17 protein-coding genes and 1 pseudogene are annotated in these 19775 nt (G+C 36.8%); 5 read left to right on the top strand and 13 right to left on the bottom strand.

The window, feature by feature from the left end; genetic code table 11:
• Position 1 precedes the first annotated feature (1 nt).
• Positions 2–3505 carry a DEAD/DEAH box helicase gene (locus tag CSEC_RS09585; protein ID WP_041018246.1) on the top strand — a complete coding sequence of 1168 codons (3504 nt, stop codon included), beginning with the start codon at positions 2–4 and terminating at the stop codon, positions 3503–3505.
• A gap of 2 nt (positions 3506–3507) precedes the next feature.
• Here the strand turns inward: CSEC_RS09585 and CSEC_RS13240 are convergent, their stop codons facing one another.
• Positions 3508–3657: a hypothetical protein gene (locus CSEC_RS13240; protein ID WP_161780985.1), complete on the bottom strand. Its 150-nt coding sequence runs from the start codon at positions 3655–3657 to the stop codon at positions 3508–3510.
• 375 nt (positions 3658–4032) lie between these two features.
• Positions 4033–4221, bottom strand: a complete 189-nt coding sequence (locus CSEC_RS09590; protein WP_041018247.1) for a hypothetical protein — start codon at positions 4219–4221, stop codon at positions 4033–4035.
• A gap of 484 nt (positions 4222–4705) precedes the next feature.
• On the opposite strand from CSEC_RS09590, the gene CSEC_RS09595 reads away from it, so the two are divergent.
• Both CSEC_RS09595 and CSEC_RS13375 read left to right on the top strand, forming a co-directional pair.
• Positions 4706–5233: a hypothetical protein gene (locus CSEC_RS09595; RefSeq protein ID WP_041018248.1), complete on the top strand. Its 528-nt coding sequence runs from the start codon at positions 4706–4708 to the stop codon at positions 5231–5233.
• 472 nt (positions 5234–5705) lie between these two features.
• Positions 5706–5831, top strand: a pseudogene (locus CSEC_RS13375) (hypothetical protein); the annotation flags it as partial.
• Between the two features lie 7 nt (positions 5832–5838).
• Here CSEC_RS13375 and CSEC_RS09600 read toward each other — a convergent pair.
• The 11 genes from CSEC_RS09600 to CSEC_RS09650 all read right to left on the bottom strand — a co-directional run bounded on the left by CSEC_RS09600 (position 5839) and on the right by CSEC_RS09650 (position 16423).
• The gene (locus CSEC_RS09600) at positions 5839–6048 is read right to left on the bottom strand and encodes a hypothetical protein (protein WP_041018249.1); all 210 of its coding nucleotides are present in this window, start codon (positions 6046–6048) and stop codon (positions 5839–5841) included.
• A gap of 101 nt (positions 6049–6149) precedes the next feature.
• On the bottom strand, positions 6150–6524 hold the full coding sequence (locus CSEC_RS09605) for a hypothetical protein (protein ID WP_041018250.1): 375 nt from the start codon (positions 6522–6524) through the stop codon (positions 6150–6152).
• Between the two features lie 195 nt (positions 6525–6719).
• Positions 6720–7025 (bottom strand): hypothetical protein, encoded by a 306-nt coding sequence (locus CSEC_RS09610; RefSeq protein ID WP_041018251.1) that lies wholly within the window; start codon positions 7023–7025, stop codon positions 6720–6722.
• Positions 7026–7311: 286 nt separating this feature from the next.
• Positions 7312–7797 carry a hypothetical protein gene (locus CSEC_RS09615; protein ID WP_041018252.1) on the bottom strand — a complete coding sequence of 162 codons (486 nt, stop codon included), beginning with the start codon at positions 7795–7797 and terminating at the stop codon, positions 7312–7314.
• 23 nt (positions 7798–7820) lie between these two features.
• Positions 7821–8351, bottom strand: a complete 531-nt coding sequence (locus CSEC_RS09620; protein ID WP_041018253.1) for a hypothetical protein — start codon at positions 8349–8351, stop codon at positions 7821–7823.
• A 47-nt stretch (positions 8352–8398) separates the two neighbouring features.
• Positions 8399–8890 carry a hypothetical protein gene (locus CSEC_RS09625; protein ID WP_041018254.1) on the bottom strand — a complete coding sequence of 164 codons (492 nt, stop codon included), beginning with the start codon at positions 8888–8890 and terminating at the stop codon, positions 8399–8401.
• Positions 8887–9177, bottom strand: coding sequence for a hypothetical protein (locus CSEC_RS09630; RefSeq protein WP_154017681.1), 291 nt, complete (start codon positions 9175–9177; stop codon positions 8887–8889). The genes CSEC_RS09625 and CSEC_RS09630 overlap by 4 nt, the downstream gene beginning before the upstream one ends.
• A gap of 114 nt (positions 9178–9291) precedes the next feature.
• Complete coding sequence (locus CSEC_RS09635; protein WP_154017682.1) at positions 9292–9570, bottom strand: hypothetical protein; 279 nt, start codon at positions 9568–9570, stop codon at positions 9292–9294.
• Between the two features lie 802 nt (positions 9571–10372).
• Positions 10373–10918 (bottom strand): hypothetical protein, encoded by a 546-nt coding sequence (locus CSEC_RS09640; protein ID WP_041018257.1) that lies wholly within the window; start codon positions 10916–10918, stop codon positions 10373–10375.
• On the bottom strand, positions 10894–13101 hold the full coding sequence (locus CSEC_RS09645) for an RHS repeat domain-containing protein (RefSeq protein ID WP_041018258.1): 2208 nt from the start codon (positions 13099–13101) through the stop codon (positions 10894–10896). Before CSEC_RS09645 ends, CSEC_RS09640 begins: the two co-directional genes overlap by 25 nt.
• Positions 13079–16423 (bottom strand): DUF6531 domain-containing protein, encoded by a 3345-nt coding sequence (locus CSEC_RS09650; protein ID WP_041018259.1) that lies wholly within the window; start codon positions 16421–16423, stop codon positions 13079–13081. The genes CSEC_RS09645 and CSEC_RS09650 overlap by 23 nt, the downstream gene beginning before the upstream one ends.
• 398 nt (positions 16424–16821) lie before the next feature.
• Between CSEC_RS09650 and CSEC_RS09655 the strand changes: the two genes are divergently transcribed.
• Complete coding sequence (locus tag CSEC_RS09655; protein ID WP_161780987.1) at positions 16822–17868, top strand: rod shape-determining protein; 1047 nt, start codon at positions 16822–16824, stop codon at positions 17866–17868.
• Between the two features lie 43 nt (positions 17869–17911).
• Entirely contained in the window at positions 17912–19765 is a 1854-nt protein-coding gene (locus tag CSEC_RS09660; RefSeq protein WP_053331979.1) for a phosphoenolpyruvate carboxykinase (GTP), read from the top strand.
• The last annotated feature ends 10 nt before the right edge of the window (positions 19766–19775 follow it).

The following is a 19775-nucleotide window of genomic DNA, read 5'->3' on the forward strand; positions in this document are numbered from 1 at the left end:
CATGATCTTAATTAACTTTAGAAGACTGCGGCAAGATTTTCCTTCATCGATCATAAAAGAAGGGCAAAGCTGTTATCATAATAGATTTGTGGAAACCGTCAAAATCGTTGGATTAAACGGCCAAAATATAAAGCTTGCAGCTAGAGTGCAAGGGGCTTTTGAAAATTCTTATGAATGCGAGCTAGAAATAGACCGTCATCAGTCCAATATAGTCGACTCTAATTGCGATTGTCCCTATAACTATGATTGTCAGCATCTTGCAGCCGTCCTCTTTCATCTCGAAGAAAATATTGATGCTATCTTGGTTGATTTTGACAAGAATAACGACCTTAGCAAAAAACAAGATGTCAATGAAGAAGATCGAAAGTCCATTGCAGAAAGAATTCAAAAAGCTAAGAAAAAAGAAATAAAGCGTCTTGATATAGAGCAGCAAAAAGAATTGCTGGATGAATATATTGGCGCTGCCGAAACCCTTGGCCAATCCCCTTTCTTTCTGCCGGATGAAAAATTAGCGGCAGATAAAGCAGAGATGGCTGTTATCTTACTTCCTGAAAGCTTGAATGATAATTTGCGCCCTAAAAAAGTGGAAGTGCAAATGGCGCTTAGATTGCCTTACCGGTCTAAACCTCTTAATATTCCTTGCGTCAAGGATTTTTTTAACTCTTACGAATACCGCGAGCCTTTCTATATCAGCAGCAAACGCTATTTCTTTTCGAAAGAATCTTTCCCTGAATCTGATAGCGCGCTTTTTACCTTGCTTACTAATCTTGTTTCTTTTGTCGAAAAAAATAATGCCGATAAATCCGTTAAAGTAGCAGAACTTACCCTCGAAGATTTAGGAACCTTTCTCTATGAAGTCCAATCTCGTGTTTCTAAAAAAGTAAATGCCAAAAATTCTTTAAAACAAGCGCTTGATCCGGGAGCCATCTACTATAAATCCATGGAAGACAGCCTTGAATTTGCTCCTATGCCGGCTGAAATTATCCTTGAATTAGAATATCTTGAATCACCACAGCCAAAGCTTCTTCTTAACCCATTTTTAGAATTGAATGGCCAGAAAGTGACTTTAGAGCAAGTGATGCTCCTAGAATGTGCTTCTCCCGGTCTTCTTTATGAAAAAACCTATTTCCGATTTGGCGATGGCATTAAAAGACGGCACTTAAAAGATTTAGAAGCCATAAGAAGCGTTACAATTCCGGAGCCTCTATTTGGTTCATTTGTTGAAAATTCTTTGCCGGAGCTCATGCGTTTTGCTGAAGTTCGCGGAAAAGAAAGGATAGAGCATCTTGTGACTCTCCCCTTTGTTGAAGAGCTTATGGCAGAGTGCGATATTAGCTATCTAAATGGTGAACTTGAAGCTTTCCTTCACTTTATTTATGGAAAGCATAAGATTCCTGCGGCTGTTTCAAAATTGGAAGTCGAGCACCTTAGAAACTTTATAACGGCAGAGGGTGTGCTGGCAAGAAATTTAACAGATGAGCAAAAAATCGTCGAAGACCTTTTCCAAGACTTTGTTTACGACGCTTCTGAAGGCTCTTACTCGGCCAAGTCAGAAAAGAAGATCGTCGAATTTATGACCGAGGTGATTCCAAGAAATCAGCACCGTGTTCACTTCCTCTGTCCTGAAAATTTACTTAACCAGTTTATCTATGACGAGACAAGCTTTGAGCTCACCCTCCAAGAATCAAGCCGTATAGATCAATACGAGGTGATTCTAAAAGTCAATGGGGATTTGGAAGGGGTTGGCTTAAATACCCTTTGGGAATGTATAGCGTCTAAAAAAGCTTATCTTGAACTTTCTAAAAAACGTCCCGGCAAGAAAAAGCGTGGAAAAGGGGCCGCTCTTGATAATAAAGGGCCTCATAAAATATTGGTCCTGGATCTTGAGAGAATCACCCCTATTGTCCAGCTTTTTGACGAGATAGGCATTGAAGAGCTTGCTAACAGCTCGCAGCTAAGGCCTCTATGGAGCTTAGCCAGCTTGAATGAAGACCAATTTAAAATGCTTCCGATTAAATTCCATATGTCGGAAAGGCTGAAAGAAATTCAAGAGCAGATGCTCGGCGTTAAAGAAGTTAAAGTCCGAGGGGTTCCAAAAGAGATTAAAGCCGATCTTAAAGGCTATCAAATTGAAGGCGCTTCTTGGCTCGAAAGACTTCGTCTTATGCACCTTAACGGTATTTTAGCAGATGACATGGGTCTTGGAAAAACAGTCCAAGCCATATCCGCTCTTACCCAACATAAAAAAGACAACCCAAACTCTGTTTCCTTGGTGGTATGTCCTACCTCTCTTGTCTACAATTGGAAAGAAGAGCTAAGCAAATTTAACCCTGAGTTAAAAGTCCTTGTGGTGGATGGCATTCCAAACCACAGAAAAAAACTTATCGATTCTCTTGAAGACTATGACATCATCGTTACCTCCTATAGCCTTCTTCAAAAAGATATCGAGTCCTACAGCAAATTCAATTTCGGTTATGCTATCTTAGATGAAGCGCAGCACATTAAGAATAGAGGCACAAGAAATGCCCGTTCCGTTAAAACGATTCAGTCTTCCCATAAGCTTATCTTAACAGGCACACCGATTGAAAATTCGCTTGAAGAGCTTTGGAGCTTATTTGACTTCCTGATGCCGGGGCTATTAAGCACCTACGATCGTTTTGTTGAAAAATACATTAGAAGCCCAAGCCAGGAGAAGGGCAATAATATCGAAAAGCTTAGACAAAAAGTATCTCCTTTCATACTAAGACGTATGAAAAAAGATGTGCTTTCAGAGCTTCCTGAGGTCTCTGAGATCATTTACTATTGCAGCTTATCCGATGCCCAAAAAGAGCTTTATAAATCTTACGCTGAATCTGCAAGACGCGAGCTTTCCCAACTTGTTCAAAAAGAAGGTTTTGACAAAGTTCAAATCCATGTGTTAGCGACCTTAACAAGACTAAAGCAGATCTGCTGCCACCCCGCTATTTTTGCTAAGGAAACGCCTGAGGAAAACGATTCGGCAAAATACGAAATGCTAATAGACCTTCTTCATAACCTGACAGAAGGGCGCCATAAGACGGTTGTGTTTAGCCAATACACCCGCATGTTAAATATTATAAGCCGCGACCTTAAGAAAAAAGGCATCCCTTTTGAGTACCTAGACGGTTCCTCTAAAAATCGTCTTGATATAGTCAATCGTTTCAATAACGATGAAAATATCCCTATTTTCTTAGTGTCTTTAAAGGCAGGCGGCGTCGGTTTAAACCTTGTGGGCGCAGATACCGTTATCCACTACGACATGTGGTGGAATCCGGCTGTTGAAAACCAAGCGACCGATCGAGTCCATCGTATCGGCCAGAAAAACTCGGTCTCGGCTTACAAGCTAATTACTCTCAATACCATTGAAGAGAAGATCCTTGAAATGCAAAACCGAAAACGGGGCCTTGTCAAGAAGGTGGTTTCGACAGATGAGGAAGCCATCTCTAAACTTACTTGGGAAGAGGTTCTTGAGCTTCTTCAAACTTAAGTCTAGCCTAAGTTCCTTTGAGATTGAGGGTTTAATTTTTGTTTAAAACATTCATTAAACTTCATGAAATAAAGCGTATGAGTAAAATCATCGACAGCGTCTAAGATTAAGCTTATAGCAAGATCCTTGTTCCCAGGGCTTTTCCAAGTCATTGTCACCATGGCCAAACTCAACCAGTCATTGCCTAAACCTGAGCTTGTAATCGATGCGATCAATTACAAGTAAGATGGCATTGGAAATATTCCGATGAGCGTGATTCTTTTAATTATTAAAACAGTATTCGGAATACCACTTTCAACGCCCGTGCCTAAGCAGGGGTATAACATTCCTGATAGATGGGGTCCTAAATATTTAATTTAAAACAGCAAACTTCCGTCATGCGAGCTAGCCATAATCAAATAGAGAAGGTCTTAACTAAGGCTCTCAAGGTAGTTGTTTAATAAACTGTTTCCATTCTTCAATTTTTTGAACAACTTCTAAAGTCTGGTTGAGACATATTCAGCATTCTGTATTTATCTGGGTTTTGGTTAAACTCCCTTTGATATATTGCTAATAGATTGTGCATATTTTAGATGATATTCTTGAAAAGCCTCTTCTGTCTGAAGCAATATAGTTAAATGATCCTTCCAAGATTTATACTCAGCTATTTTTTCTTCAGATAATTCTTGAACCAATTGTTGGATTTTTTCTATAGCAATACAAATTGCAAACCCCACGATTGCTACTCAACTCTACAGTCAAACCAAAAGGAGGGTTTAAGCGATTTAAACAACTTATTTCCTCATTAATTTTTTCCCAATTGATAGACTCTTTTGCTAAACCCAAAGAGAAAAAAACTAAAAAATAAAATAATTATTATTTGTATCTTCATTTATTTCCCCAAGTAAAAAAACAACAACGATATATTTTTTAATAAATAAATCAATTTTAATAACAAGTTCTATTGCGCTGGTTTTTATTTGAAATATACTGATTAAAATTAGTAAAAAATAATATTAACTTGATATTAAGAAATTATTTTTGTTTGCGTAAAAGATAAAATTGTGTTTTTATCTTGCGTGTTCCAAAAAACCAAGGATGGAAACAATGAATGGTGATTTAACTTTATCTCGATCTACAACTAATCTCTCCCAAGATTGTGATAATTCCGAAATATCCTTCAACTATTAATTTTTGGGGGGCAACCCCCTTTGGAGCCTCATGTCTTATTGTAATTTGCCTCAAAATAATATATACCCAAGCTCTCCTCAAAATCTTTTATTATCTGCGCTGGAAGGAGCTATGATCGAATTTCATGCAGAAGTCGAAAAAAGTCTAAAAGAATTGGAAAAAGAATTCGAAGAATCAGACAAAGATCAAGATGAGATAAACATAAATTTAAAGGAGATAAACAAAGATTTAGAGGAGTTAAAAAAAGGACAAGATAAATTAGCTAAAAAAACCGAAGGTATGAAGGACGAATTAGATCTTTTAAAAAACGGGACAAATTCACCACCGCCCAGGGATCTTGAAAAAGAGAGAATCACTAAATTACAAGGTGCGAAAAACAAGGCCATAATTTATGCCGCTGCTTTGATTACCTGCATCGTAATTAATATTATTTTCTGTGTCTTAGCACCCTTGACCACAGCGCTTTCATCGTTGGTTGTTTTTGCTGGAATAGATTATTTTTTAGGATCAAGCATGGTTAGAGAAATTAGAGAGTACAATAACTTGAAGAAAAAATAAGACACGGACGAGTAATTGGCTAGTGAATCTCTTAAAGATTTCTTTCATCAAATGGAAGAATGAGGCCTACGAAAAGATGCTTATACTTATTTGACTTTCTCAAAAATAAAGGCGTTGCTTTTGATGAATTTTGAGCAGACAGAAAAAGCAATAAAAAATTCATGAAGATATGGGGTAAAGCAGAATCTCAGGCTTTGGAGAATGTAAAAAATGCCCTACGCAAAAAGAGCCTACCAAGATCTAAATAGCCGAATACAAAGAATCCGATGTTTTTCAAAACCAAGATCCCTAAAAAGTGATGCGTGATTTAGAAAATACAGCAGGCAAAGCTTGAGCTTTTTGAGATGGCTCCTGCAGTAACGAGAATGTTCAAGCCATATCGGCTCTGACCCAACATAAAAAAGACAATCCTAACTCTGTTTCATTGGTGGTATGTCCTACCTCTCTTGTCTATAACTGGAAAGAAGAGTTAATTGAAGAGAAGATCCTTGAAATGCAAAACCGCAAGCGAGGCCTTGTCAAGAAGGTGGTTTCGAGAGATGAAGAAGCGATCTCTAAACTTACTTGGGAAAAGGTTCTTGAGCTTCTTCAAACTTAAGTCTAGCCTAAGTTCCTTTGACATTGACGGTAATGACGCCCTTAAAGTCTAGAAAAGCAGACTTTACTTTTTTTAAACCGTAAATGACGGCTGAACGCTCTTCGGACTCATAGGTGATGCAAATAGCGCATCTTCCCCTATATTTTCTTACCGTATTTGCGATTACTTGCGCTTTAGCGAAAAAAGCTAGAGATTGAACTTGTTGACTAGGCTCCATATACAGTCCTTTGTTTCTACCAAACCTCTAAATCCTTTTTAACAGCAAAAAGAATTTTGGATTAGCAAGAACTATAAGGCACTTCTCCTTTTTCGAGTAGATTAATAAGATAAAAGCCCTTCAGCTAAACTTTCATGATGTTGAGCGATATCATCGCCATTTTGAGCTGTATAATAAAAGTTCTTATCTTTTAATTGGATTCTACATAATTGGTTTTTCCAATCGGCTAAATTAGTGCAAACCCATGGCTTTTTTTTATCATTTAAAATGTTGATGCTATAATCCAAGTTATTAGCGTTAAAATTATCCCCAAACATTTTTCTAACTAAATCATCGTCCTTAAATTTCTCTGCTAGATCTATGGTAAGTTTAACAATGGTTTCTTTAGCTTTCTCAAAAGCTATGGGGCCATGATAATTTGCTTCTATGTGCAACTTGTCGAAAAACTTGTCTTCTACTCCATAAAAAAAGCACACCCTACATAATTCATCCCCATAGTACAAAAGATACTTTCTGAATATAGGTTTATACGTAGCCCAAGGGACTGCATATTATCCATATTCAAATCCACAGACCAAATTTTATTAGAATTAAAGCCTTGACCTAACAAAATTGAAAGAAAGATAAATAAAAAATTAATAGAATTTGATAATTTCATTTTTCCTGATTTTTTAATTATTTAGACAACATTTAAAAATGTTGTCCATTGAGAAAAGGATGCTTACTAAGTCTTCACAATATTGGACAGAACTTTCTTCGTTTTGGGCATGATAAAGAATTTCTTTGTCCTTTAATTTCAGATAGCAAATCCCCTTTTCCCATTTATCTAAATCTTCACAAATCCAAGGAAGATTCTTTTGGTTCAAAATTAGGATGCTATGTTCAATGCAATTTACATCAAAGTTAGAGCCGAAGACTTTTTTTAAAGATTCTTTACCATGTAAAAAATCGACTAAATCAAGCGTCGATTTAATCATAATTTCTTTAGCGGTTTCAAGTGTTATGGGGCCGAAGAAGAACGATTCGACTAATAATTTCGGTTTAGCACCATTGTTTTTGTCGATAATAAAAACGGAGTTTTCGTAGTTTAAATTATACTATTCAACCATCAAATCGTAGTATTCATCCATACTTTTATTAAAAATTTCGTTAAATTCTGGATCTTGCATGAACTCTAAGCAATTAAGATTATAGGTTAAAACGATGGTAATAAAGCACAAAACTTTTCTAAGAAAATAGAAATAAACTTTCATTTTTATCTCTTTAGCTTGGAACGGATACAATTTTCAGTAAGGCTGGATTAATCTCTAATGATGAAGTGGGGTCATTATAGTCCTGTGTTAGAAAACGGCGTATTTCCATTTTTTCAAATTCGTATTCAGGAAGATCTGGAAACTTAGCAAAAGCAATATAGACAAGCCCTAGATTCTGAAAGCTATAATGAGCAATTTGATAAATAGAAAGTTTAGTGCCCTTATCAATTTTTCCAATCAATTCCATTTTGGGAAGATTCTCTCTTGGACTTAACTGTAAAAATTTCTCTTCGGTATTAAGGTAAACAAAAGCATCAACCCTTAATTCCATTGGTTTTAAAGCAAAATCCTGAAACTCCTTTTGATCAATAAGATTCTCAAACGGATCAACCCTAAAAGCAACCATGGCCTTCTTAAAGCCGAAAACCACAATTGGAAGGAAGAAACCAATGTTTATTAAATAAAAAAGAGTTTTATTAGATAATGTTTTTTTCATGATTTTAACTATTTTCGATTAATTCAAAGTTCAATCTCTTCGATAACTTTTTTTTCAAACCCATCATAATCTTCCGCAAAAAAGTATACTTTATTCTTTTGAAGACTTACATCTTGTATTTGATTTTCCCAATCTTCAATGTCTTGACAAACCCAAGCATGTTTTTTCTTATTATTAAAAAAAATGGTGTAAACAATTTTTCCTTCAATATCATTCGGAACATACGAGCTTAATTTGGAATCATTTTTAAGCTTTTTTGCAAAATCGCGAACACCTTCTAAAAGCATTTTCTTAGCAAGATCTTTGTTACAAGGTCCTTGCCATTTCATGGAAATCATAGCATAATTTAATACTTCATTATCCCAACCACTTCCATAACCACTGAACTGCAAGCCATACTTTGCAAACATTTCTTTAGAATGCTCTTCTCTTACTCTATATAAGTCATCGCAAGGAACATCATTGTAATTTAAATAATCATTGTTATTGCAATAACCAGCGAAGGAAGAGAAAAAAAATAATATGTAATAAAGTATATTATAAAAAAGGCACATTCTATCTTTTTACCTTCTAAATATTGGAAGCCAATTAAGGCGCTTCATTAACTTGAGATTGATTCGTCAGACAAAGAAAGTAATTCTGGATTAATCGTTAGCTTCGTATCTGGATCATTATAGTCCTGTATAAGAAAACGGCGAATTTCCATTTTTTCAAGATCGTATTCAGGAAGATTAGGAAATTTTGCAAATGCAATAAATATGATACCAAACCGATGAGTGTGTTTATAATTAATCGCATCAATGATAAGCTCAGTGCCTTTATCAATTTTTCCAATAAGCTGTTTTAATTTTAAGTCATCCCTTGGACTTAATTCCAAAAAATCCTGACTGGTATCCAAATACACATAAGCATCTGCATTTAAGCGCATTTTTTTTAAGGCAAATTCCTGAAACTCCTCTCGTTGAATTAAGTTTTCAGAAACTATAGGCGCCTGTATTGGGGTGAAACTTTTAATTCCAAACAATACTATCGGGATAATATAAAGAAGGTTTATGAAATAAAAAAGTGCCTTATTTGAAATGTATTTACTCATTCTTCTAAGTTGTCCAACGTTTCTATTTTTTCTGAAAAACTAATCCTAGAATCGAATTCAATTCCTTCCGCTGCATATAGTATTTCGCCCTTTTGAAGCCTGACCATATCAAGCTGGTTCTTCCAATCATTCAAATCATGACAAACCCAAAAGCCTTTCTTTTTATTTTTAAAAAAAATGGCATAGCTGATGTTTTTATAATCAATATTTTTATCTATAAAAATTGATTTTAAAATTGGTTCTTCTAAAAGTCTTTTAAGAAGATCTCTAGAGGCCTCTAAAACCATTTTCCTCGCATAAGATATGTCTTTCGGTCCAAAAATTCTCATGCTTACAGAAACAGCGGAAACACCACCATTTCGGTTTTTCTAAAAGTCTTTTAAGAAGATCTCTAGAGGTCTCTAAAACAATTTTCCTCGCATAAGATAGTCTTTCGGTCCAAGAATTTTCATGTCTACAGAAACAGCGAAAACACCACCATCACCATTATACGTGCAATAACTAGATTTGACAAAACCATACTTTTCAAACATAATCTGAGAATGCACCTCTACTATTTTATCTAAAATGGCAAGTTCTTCTCTCTTCTTTACAGACGCTGCGCGACAAGCAAACAAAGAAATAGCTACTAATAAGAAGCTTATTTTCCAAAAATATCTCGCTTGTATCCAAATACACATAGTCATCTACATTTAAACACGGTTTTTTTAAACTAATTCCTAAAACCCTCTCGTTACATTAACTCTTCAAAAAATTCAGACGGGAAAATGAAATAACGTTTTCAATTCCAAAACAATACTATCGGGATAATATAAAGAAGTTTATGAAATAAAAAAGTGCCTTATTTGAAATGTATTTACTCATTCTTCTAAGTTGTCCAACGATTCTATTTTTTCAGAAAAACTAATTCTAGAATTGGATTCAACTCCTTCCGCTATATAAAGTATTTCCCCATCTCTAAGCCTAACCATATAAAGCTGATTCTTCCACTCCCTTAAGTCGTGACAAACCCAATGATCTCTTTTTTTATTTTTAAAAAAAATGGCATAACTAATGTTTTTATAATCAATTTTTTTGTCTACAAAAATTTTAAAATTGGTTCTTCTAAAAGTCTTTTAAGAAGATCTCTAGAGGTCTCTAAAACAATTTTCCTCGCATAAGATAGTCTTTCGGTCCAAGAATTTTCATGTCTACAGAAACAGCGAAAACACCACCATCACCATTATACGTGCAATAACTAGATTTGACAAAACCATGCTTTTCAACATGGTTTGAGAATGCTCCTCTACTATTTTATCTAGAAGGACACATTCTTCTCTTTTTTTTTATAGTCGTATCTCGACAAGCCGTTAGAGAAACCGCTAATAGCAATAATAATAAGCTTATTTTCCAAAAATTTCTCGCTTGTATCCCTACAATACTTGGAATAATGTAAAGTAATTTACGAAATAAAAAAACGCCTAGTTGAAATTTACTCATTCTTTATTCTTCTAAATAGTCCAGCGTGTCGATTTTTTCAGTAAAACTATTCCCAGAATCAAATTCAACTCCTTTAGCCGTATATAATAATTCTCCATTTCTAAGCCTCACCATATTAAGCTGATTCTTCCAGTCCTTTAAGTCATGACAAACCCATTGATCTCTTTTTTTACTTTTAAATAAAATATTATAGCTAACAGCATTTAGATTTATTTTTTTATCTACAAAAACTTGTTGTAAAATTGGCTCTTTCAAAAGCCTAGACAAAAGATCCTTAGATGCTTCTAAAATCAACTTCTTTGCATAATTAATATCTTTAGGGCCTAAAATCTCCATTCCTACATTAACTGCCGTAATCCCACAATCTCCATTGAAAGTATAGTAACTCCATTTGCTCAAACCATACTTTGCAAACATAGCCTGGGAATGTTCCGCTACGATTCTATCTAAAATGAATAATTCTTCTTTTCTTTTTACATCATTCCTATGACAGGCAAAAAGAGAGAAAATAATTAATAACTGGCTTATCTTCCAAAAATATCTTGACATGCGTCTTGTTGCTTCTTCCTATAACCCTCAGAATTAATAAAATGATCATACATTAATGAAGACGGCCCTCCATAACTATAACCAGTGGGTGTAGTATTTGTCTTTATACTCCATCCCCAGATAGGATACCCTACTTTTGGAACAGGGTCATTGTCATTTTCATAATTTTCAACACTTCCAAAAATGCCTGTATTAGGAATTGGCTGTAAGGCACCAAAGGATCTAATATGTGAAGCTTTTTTTACATGTGAAGGAATAAGATGTTGCCCAGCCATAAATTGGGCAGCGCCTCTACTATGGGGCGAAATCATTAATGTTGCAGGCTTTCCTCCATTAGCTTTTGTTTGCTCGTTATATATTTTGGTAATTGCCCTTGCAGTTTCTTTTGCATGAGGTAACGCAAAGCCACATAACATAAGATTAGCTTTAAAAATATCTTGAGCAAATCCTTCTGTTTCTGAAAATATCATGTAAGTAGCAACCTTAGAATCTTTAAAAAATTTTTCTCCCCACTCTCTAACAGATTTTTCATCAGTTAATATACCTGTTATTCCAATTGTGGCAAACCCAGGTGGTCCATCTCCGATTTTGATGACTTTTAGAGAATGTCCGTAAGATTTAGAAGTATCTGAATTTCCTTGTAAACTGCGGCCAAAATTTTCTATTTTAGCTCTTGCTGTAAAGATCCCATTTAAATAAGGACTATCTGCACACAATAGTGTATGATGCGCTAATCCCTCGATTGCATATCCTGCCGCATGTTTCGCCATACCACCAGCACGTTGAGCAGTATGTTTCACCATACTTGATAATTCACCTGTTTGTACCATATTAAAAAAGGCGTATTCTTCAGCAGTTTCCTCCGACATGAAGCCGAAATGGTCGATTAGGACTAGGGGACGGTTTTGAACATAAGCATAGAGGTTAGGACCGTCGCAATCACCGAGAGGGTCTTTTGTAATCCAACGACCGTCGATAGGGTCATAGTACCTTCTTCCGAAGAATATAAGACCTGTTTCTTCATCCAGCCGTTTACTTGCAAATCCCCAAGGCATCTTAAGAGAAGATTTATTTATTTGGTTGCCGAAGGCCGAATAGCGAGAAAATTTTTCAACTTCACCGGTTTTAATATTTATCAAGCAAGAGATACAACCATTATGATCATGGATGGGGGCGTAAGCTTTACCAAATAACTCAATAGAAACACTCGCCCGATTTTCAGAGGGTGAAGTCGGAATTAAGACACGCAAAGATATGAATTCATTATTTTGATTAAGCGCGCCGATCTCACGATCATGCCAATAAAGGTATTTTTCCTGAGCTAGGATATTCCCCTCAAAGTCTGTGACTTTTTTTTGCAGCCTTCTATTGCTGGCATCATAAGCGTATTCTGCTTGACAGCTAGAATCCGAATAAAAGGTAAGCCTTCCAAGAGCATCATAAGTAAATTTTTTATAGAAATCATCGGTTTTGATCGAAATCAAATGACCGTCAAGATCATATCCATACTTATAGTTTGGCTTTTCAACGATTTGATTAAGATCATTGACCTCAATTTTCTCTCCATCTTTTTCGAGTCGATTAAAAAAGCTATCATAAGTGTAGTTATGCTCAAAAGCTCCTTTTTCGCTTTTTAGCTGATATATATCATCGTAGGTAAAATAATCCGAAAACTTCTCTTGATTTTCAAAAATATTTCTTGAAACAAGGTTTCCCACATCATCATACTCATGGATCACTTCTTTCCAATCTTTTGTCTCAATGCTTGTAATACGACCTAGCACATCAAATTTTTGATCTATAGTTCCGGCATTTCCGGGTAATCTCGCTTTTAATAGCCTAGAGGAAGCATCATAGGCCTCGCAAGAATAAAAGTAAGGGTTTTCGGACTCTCTTTTAACGGCATTAAGCCGGCCTCCCTTATAATCAAAATAAATGGAAGTGCTGTCAGGTAACAATACTTCTTTTGTTTGACCTAAAGAATCGTAATCAAATTTTATCTCAAGATCATTGCCTAGCTTTTCTTCAATGAGAAAATTTCTAGCATCAAAGGATTTGATCGTTTGGTTTTGGTTTTTGTTATCTTGTACAAGAATTAAATTATCTAAAACATCGTAAGTATATTGATAATCTATGGTTTGATCTGAGGATTGCAGCCTTTCAAGCCGGCCTAAAACATTCATAGTTATAATTTAAGGTTATTCCGCTAGGCTTTATGACTACGGACTTTTGGCCAAGTGAGTTGTATTCCACACGAGTTACTTTGGCCTCTTCGGAATTCGAAGCTTCAACAACTTTTATAATATTGCCTGAAATATCAAATTCTTTCTCAAGGACGACTTTTTTTAAGTTATTTTCCTCAATAACTTTAACCCTTTGCCCATTCCCATTGTAATAAAAAGTTGATTTATGAAGAAGTTTTCCAATTGGGCTCATTTTTTCAATAATAAAATCATGGCCAAGAGCATCTTTTTCAATAATAGTTTTAAGCCCCATGGGATCGATAGTTGTTGTTTTAAGAACAAGTTGGCCTAGGGTATTTCGAAAACCATACTCATAATCTGTTCTAGTAACTTTTCCTTCCGGGTCAATAATCGCTACAATGTCCCCTCGCTTATTATATACGGTTTCATTCACCTCAGGTCCATTTTCACCATAGGTAATGGTATGCGTTTTTCTGTTAGCCTGATCGTAAATGAAGGAAGCTCTATGATTGAGATTTCCATTTAAATCCTCTACCCTTTCTTCAATCACACGATTAAGTGAATCATATTCTTTAATTGAAACGACCGCATCGCTATCACTTGTATAAGTAATTGTTTTATAAAGGCGGCTTAAAGTGTCATATTCGTAGCATTCTTTAAAATTAAGTTTTCTTTTGCAAGAAAGCCTTCCTGCAAAATCATAGTCAAAAGTAGTCTCTATTCCCATTTCATCTGTTTCTGAAATAACATCAAAAGCAGAATAAGTTTTTGAAGTTTCCTTAAGAAGTTCCTCCTTACTATTATAAAGTGAGACTTTGAGGGGCCTTTCTTGATAATCACTTTCTATAACGGTTTTATTTCCTAATCGATCAATAGATTCTTTAACCGAACCATTATGATGATAGACCACAGTTTCTGTAGTCCCATCAGGATACTTTTTATAATAAGGCGCTTTTCTTGAAGTATAGGAAGCTATGGTTTCGCCCCCTAAAGGATCTACAGTTTTTGTGACACAATCCAAAACATCATACTCATAGGTGCTTGTAGGTCTAAAGCTTCCCCCGTTTCCATCTTGAATCTCGGGCAACTCTTGCTTGATCACACGACCTAAATCGTCATACGTGTAATTAATTTTATTTCCAAAAAGATCCGTCTCTGAAATCATTTGCCCGGCTAAATCATAATGATAGCTTTTTGCCAAGCTAAGGTCACCATCGAAAAACTCTTCTTCCTTAATAAGACGATTGCAAAAATCATATTCATTTCTCTTATAATACCCATCTAACGCTCCCCTTTCTTTTATGATATTGCCATTTCCATCAAACTCTCTCTCAACAAAACTCCCTAAAGGGCCTTCCTCTTTAATAAGATTACCTTTTTTGTCGTAAGTAAACCTTTGTGAAATCGCTAAAGTATTAGTTTGATCATAAATATCTTTACGAACTAAAAGGCCGTCGCCTTCATAAATGTTGTGAACTTTGCTCAACATGATCTCTTGATTATTTGCATAATCAAAAGCAGTTGTGTAAACCTCAAGCGGCAATCCATGGGGATAGCTCCAAGTAGGCACTATGGTTTTTGTAATTTTTCTTGTTACACGAGTCTGATCTTCTCTATCATATCCAATCCCATCATCACAAATTTCTTTAATCAAGACCGCATTATGATCATATTCGTAAAAAGCCCTTGATTTGATTTCATTATCAGCAATCATGAGCTTTTTTGTGCAAAGAGTGGTCTCAGGAAGGTATTGATATTGATAGAGTCTCTTGCCGTTATCTTCTTCGATAAGATTGTTAAGCCCATCTATAGAGTATTTGAAGGTTTCACTATAAGCTTCACACCCTAAGTCAACGGGTATATTATTTGATCCTATGATAACGTTATCGAAATCGGAACCGCTTAAATTTCCAAATAAAGTGGCTCTTGTGATATTGCCAACATTATCATACAGGTATTGATTTAAATATTTAAGCTTTCCGGAGGCATCAGAAACGCCGCTTCCAATTAAATGACCTTCCGAATAAAAAGTTCCGGCGCCAGCCCATAGGATGTGCTCAGTTCGATAAAGCTTAGCACAATGCCTTTGATTTTCCCCTTGAAAATATTCAATTTTCTCAAGTCTTGACTTATTGTATCGATACAAGCGTTTACGTTTTAAAGCGTCAAAAACTTCTGTAAAACCTTTTTCTTTGATGTCGGTATTGGGGTACCCTTTATACAAAAAAGAAAATGCGGTAAGAGGCTCTCCCATCGGTCCAAGAGGTTTTTGAGTTTCAATGACTCTTGAATAACGAGAATCATTCAAATCAGGAATAGAAGCGCTAACAGATCTATCAGAAGAAACATTTTCCCCTACTTCATAATACTTTATTTTAACAAATCTATTTTCAGGGAGGCTCTTTTCTTTAATGCGGACAACATGCTTCCCCCATGGTGCAAGGTATCTTTCATGTTCATAGGAAATATCAGGCCCATTGTCTCTTTCAACCTTGCAAAGAAAAGGGCAATGATTACCGGCATTTTTAATAGATTTAAAATGCCATGTTACCGTTTTTCCGCTTGGTGTTTTAATTTCAGTTTTACTTTTCTCAACGTTTATAGAAAGAGAGCATAAAGGCTGATTGAATTTGTTTCTTAATACAATAGAGTTTAGTAAAAACCTTTTATCATAAAGATAAAGGTATTTTAGGGTATTTGCCTTATCGATTCCCCAAAGATATAGTTTCTTATCAGGTCCCGTGTAAAAATATTTGTCTCCATTGGCTCTTCGATAAGTTAACTTTTTATCGTTAAACTCAAGATCGCAAACATCATTATTGAGATTGGATTTAGCAGAAGGCAAACCTTGGGCGCAGTTAGTCATTCCTCTTTTCCATTGGGATTTGTCGATTCTTACTCTATCGAGATTCGTTGGAGTATTTCTCTCTTTAGAGTCATAATTTAAAATGGAACTTGAATTTCTTATTTGAATCCCTGTGTATTTGTTAACCTTATCTATCTCAGCAAAGCTGCCATGATTAAAGCTCCAGCCATTACAGAGCGATTGCATAAAATAATCAGAGCTAGTGTAGCTTCTTGAAAGGGTAAATAGTTCAGAGCTTGGAAGGGCAAGATCCGTTTCAAAATCAACAAAATCTCCTGAAATAACATTCACGCATCCATCGACAACGGAAGTTGGCAACCCTTGAGAATCAATAAGGGATTTTTCATGGGTGTATTCTTTTTCTGTGATGGAAAAAACGTTTGTAAAAGAGCAAATAAAAAATAGGAAATTGAGAAATAGAAAAGGGACTCGCATAGCTTACACTAATTTTTGGGTTGGGAATAAAAAATAAGCTATGCTTTTTACTAAAAAATGTTTTTGATTTTCAACAAAAATTTAAATTAAAAAATAAAGTTGGCTAAAAAACAACATAATTTAAAATATATTTATAACAAAAATCAAACTGAGCAAATAACTCATTTAATTTTCAACCTAAGTTATTAGCTTTAAATAGGCTAACTGCAATAAATGGCTAGTGTTGTTTTTTTGATACAATCCTTCCCTGGAAGAAAAGTCTCTACTCTGACATCATAAGGCATTTCAAGAGAATCGTTAACCATGAAACGCTTTTTGCTATCTGATTTATATTAAAGAGGGAAAGTATGGAAAACAAAGGCGGCGCTCCAGCCAGCATCAGCTCAAATCTAAATACCATGGCCAGGGGAGCCTTTGGCAAACTGACCCGTTTTCGAGGCGTTTTCTCAAACGACATCGGCATCGATCTTGGGACAGCCAACACGCTTGTTTTTGTTAGAGGGAAAGGCATTGTCCTTGCAGAACCGTCTGTTGTGGCGGTCGATTCTCAAACAAACGAAGTGTTAGCCGTTGGCCATAAAGCAAAAGCTATGCTTGGTAGAACCCCTCAAAAAATCCACGCCGTCCGCCCCATGAAAGATGGGGTTATTGCCGATTTTGAAATTGCGGAAGGCATGCTAAAAGCTCTAATAAAAAGGGTGACCCCCTCAAGAAGCCTTTTCAGACCCAAAATTTTAATTGCTGTTCCTTCTGGGATCACAGGCGTTGAAAAAAGAGCGGTTGAAGATTCAGCGCTCCATGCCGGCGCTCAAGAAGTGATCCTTATTGAAGAGCCAATGGCAGCAGCCATTGGTGTTGATCTCCCCGTTCATGAGCCGGCCGCCAATTTTATCATCGACATCGGCGGCGGAACAACCGAAATTGCCATCATATGCTTAGGCGGCATTGTCGAATCAAGATCCTTAAGAATAGCAGGCGATGAGTTTGATGATTGCATCATGAACTACATGCGCCGAACCTACAACTTAATGATCGGCCCGAGAACGGCTGAAGAAATCAAAATGACGATAGGCTCAGCCTACCCCCTCGGCAGCAATGAGCTTGAAATGGAAGTAAGAGGGCGCGATCAAGTGGCCGGCTTGCCTGTCACCAAGCGAATCAATTCTGTCGAAATTAGAGAATGCCTTGCAGAACCGATTCAACAAATTATTGAAGCTATCAAGCTTACTCTTGAAAAATGCCCTCCTGAACTTGCAGCAGACCTTGTCGAGCGAGGAATGGTAGTTTGCGGCGGCGGCGCTTTAATTAAAGGGCTTGATAAAGCACTTATTAAAGAAACAGGACTTCCTGTCACAATAGCTAGCAACCCCCTTCTAGCTGTCTGTCTCGGCACCGGAAAAGCTTTGGATTATATCGATAAATTCCGTCGCAGGAAGATATTCTAAACCCTCTTCTTTAAAAATTGAATTTTAAGGAAAAAAGCGATTCATGACCAAGACGACATTCGAAAATTGGACCGAAAACCGCGCTTTAATCAATTGGATTAGAAAATGCCGCGACCTTTGCAAACCGGACAACGTATGGTTTTGCGATGGCTCGAAGGAAGAAGCTCAAGAACTTGTTTCTAAAATGCTAAAGTCGGGAACCCTTACCAAATTAAATGAGACGGCAAGGCCGAAAAGTTATCTTGCCAGATCAACGCCAGAAGATGTCGCGCGGGTTGAAGAGAGAACCTTTATTTGTTCGGAAAAAAAAGAAGATGCCGGTCCGACAAACCATTGGGCTGATCCCGCTGAAATGAAAACAAAATTGGATTCTTTATTCCAAGGGTGTATGGAAGGAAGAACCATGTATGTCATTCCTTTTAGTATGGGACCTCTTGGATCTCCCTTATCTCAAATAGGCGTTCAAATCACCGATTCCCCTTATGTTGTTGCGAGTATGCGCATCATGACGCGAATGGGAAAAAAAATAATTCAGCTTTTGGGCCCAAACGGCTCTTTTGTCCCATGCCTCCACTCTGTCGGAATGCCTTTGAAAAAGGGAATGAAAGACGTGCCTTGGCCTTGCAATACAAATGAACGCTATATTTGCCATTTTCCTAAAACTAAGGAAATTGCTTCTTTTGGCAGCGGCTATGGGGGCAATGCGCTTCTTGGAAAGAAATGCTTTGCTTTAAGAATTGCTTCTGTCATGGCAAAAGAAGAGGGTTGGCTTGCTGAGCACATGCTTATTTTGGGGATCACAAACCCTGAAGGCAAAAAAAAGTATATGGCAGCAGCTTTTCCAAGCGCTTGCGGTAAAACGAATTTAGCGATGATGACCCCTACCCTTCCGGGTTGGAAAGTAGAGACAGTAGGCGATGATATCGCCTGGATGCGCTTTGGGAAAGACGGGAGGCTTTATGCCATCAATCCGGAAGCCGGATTTTTTGGCGTCGCTCCCGGAACGTCTGAAAAATCAAATCCCAATGCCATGAAAACGATTGCTAAAAATACGATTTTCACAAATGTCGCCCTTACAGACAAGGGGGATGTCTGGTGGGAAGGAATGACAGAGAAGCCGCCGAGTCATCTTATTGATTGGGAAGGACGAGATTGGACTCCAAAAAGCGAAGGACCGGCAGCACACCCTAATTCAAGATTTACGACATCCGCCTCTGAATGTCCGGTCATTGACCCTAACTGGGAAAGCCCTCAAGGGGTGCCCATCTCAGCCATTATTTTTGGAGGCAGAAGATCAAGCACCATTCCGCTTGTTATGAAAGCCCTCTCATGGGAGCACGGTGTCTTTTTTGGAGCAAGCTTATCCTCTGAGATGACAGCCGCTCAAGAAGGAACTATTGGAAAACTAAGACATGACCCCTTTGCTATGCTCCCCTTTACCGGTTATAATATGGGAGATTATTTCCAACATTGGCTGGATATTGGCAATAAGCATGATAAAGATAAGCTTCCCCAAATCTTTCTTGTGAATTGGTTTAGAAAAGGAAAAGAGGGTTCCCTATTATGGCCGGGTTATGGTGAAAACTCAAGAGTGTTAAAGTGGATTTTTGAATGTTGCGATGGCGCACCTATAACTGCAAAAACAGCTGCCGGCTATTTACCGAAAAAGCGCACTTTGGATACTTCAGGCTTAAACCTTAAAAAGGAAGCCGATGAGCTCTTTAAAATAAATAAAGCGGATTGGCTTGAAGAAGTAGAAGAATTAAAACAGTACTTTACCTTATTCGACCCAAGGTTTCCGGAAAGCTTAAATCAAGAGCTTCTAAAGCTTGAAAAGCGGCTGAAAACGTCAAGCTCCCAAAAGGCAAAAACAAATGCTAATGAAGACATTTTTTAAAGGAAGCTAG

Origin of the sequence: Criblamydia sequanensis CRIB-18 (genome assembly GCF_000750955.1) — a bacterium.
GTDB lineage: Bacteria > Chlamydiota > Chlamydiia > Chlamydiales > Criblamydiaceae > Criblamydia > Criblamydia sequanensis.

What these genes read in the sequence shown, in the direction of transcription:
- CSEC_RS09640 (WP_041018257.1), bottom strand. Translation starts at nt 10,918, where the DNA reads ATGTCAAGATATTTTTGGAAGATAAGCCAGTTATTAATTATTTTCTCT.
- CSEC_RS09615 (WP_041018252.1), bottom strand. Translation starts at nt 7,797, where the DNA reads ATGAAAAAAACATTATCTAATAAAACTCTTTTTTATTTAATAAACATT.
- CSEC_RS09650 (WP_041018259.1), bottom strand. Translation starts at nt 16,423, where the DNA reads ATGCGAGTCCCTTTTCTATTTCTCAATTTCCTATTTTTTATTTGCTCT.
- CSEC_RS09585 (WP_041018246.1), top strand. Translation starts at nt 2, where the DNA reads ATGATCTTAATTAACTTTAGAAGACTGCGGCAAGATTTTCCTTCATCG.
- CSEC_RS09610 (WP_041018251.1), bottom strand. Translation starts at nt 7,025, where the DNA reads ATGATTAAATCGACGCTTGATTTAGTCGATTTTTTACATGGTAAAGAA.
- CSEC_RS13240 (WP_161780985.1), bottom strand. Translation starts at nt 3,657, where the DNA reads ATGACTTGGAAAAGCCCTGGGAACAAGGATCTTGCTATAAGCTTAATC.
- CSEC_RS09635 (WP_154017682.1), bottom strand. Translation starts at nt 9,570, where the DNA reads ATGTGTATTTGGATACAAGCGAGATATTTTTGGAAAATAAGCTTCTTA.
- CSEC_RS09620 (WP_041018253.1), bottom strand. Translation starts at nt 8,351, where the DNA reads ATGTGCCTTTTTTATAATATACTTTATTACATATTATTTTTTTTCTCT.
- CSEC_RS09655 (WP_161780987.1), top strand. Translation starts at nt 16,822, where the DNA reads ATGGCCAGGGGAGCCTTTGGCAAACTGACCCGTTTTCGAGGCGTTTTC.
- CSEC_RS09645 (WP_041018258.1), bottom strand. Translation starts at nt 13,101, where the DNA reads ATGAATGTTTTAGGCCGGCTTGAAAGGCTGCAATCCTCAGATCAAACC.
- CSEC_RS09595 (WP_041018248.1), top strand. Translation starts at nt 4,706, where the DNA reads ATGTCTTATTGTAATTTGCCTCAAAATAATATATACCCAAGCTCTCCT.
- CSEC_RS09630 (WP_154017681.1), bottom strand. Translation starts at nt 9,177, where the DNA reads ATGGTTTTAGAGGCCTCTAGAGATCTTCTTAAAAGACTTTTAGAAGAA.
- CSEC_RS09600 (WP_041018249.1), bottom strand. Translation starts at nt 6,048, where the DNA reads ATGGAGCCTAGTCAACAAGTTCAATCTCTAGCTTTTTTCGCTAAAGCG.
- CSEC_RS09625 (WP_041018254.1), bottom strand. Translation starts at nt 8,890, where the DNA reads ATGAGTAAATACATTTCAAATAAGGCACTTTTTTATTTCATAAACCTT.
- CSEC_RS09660 (WP_053331979.1), top strand. Translation starts at nt 17,912, where the DNA reads ATGACCAAGACGACATTCGAAAATTGGACCGAAAACCGCGCTTTAATC.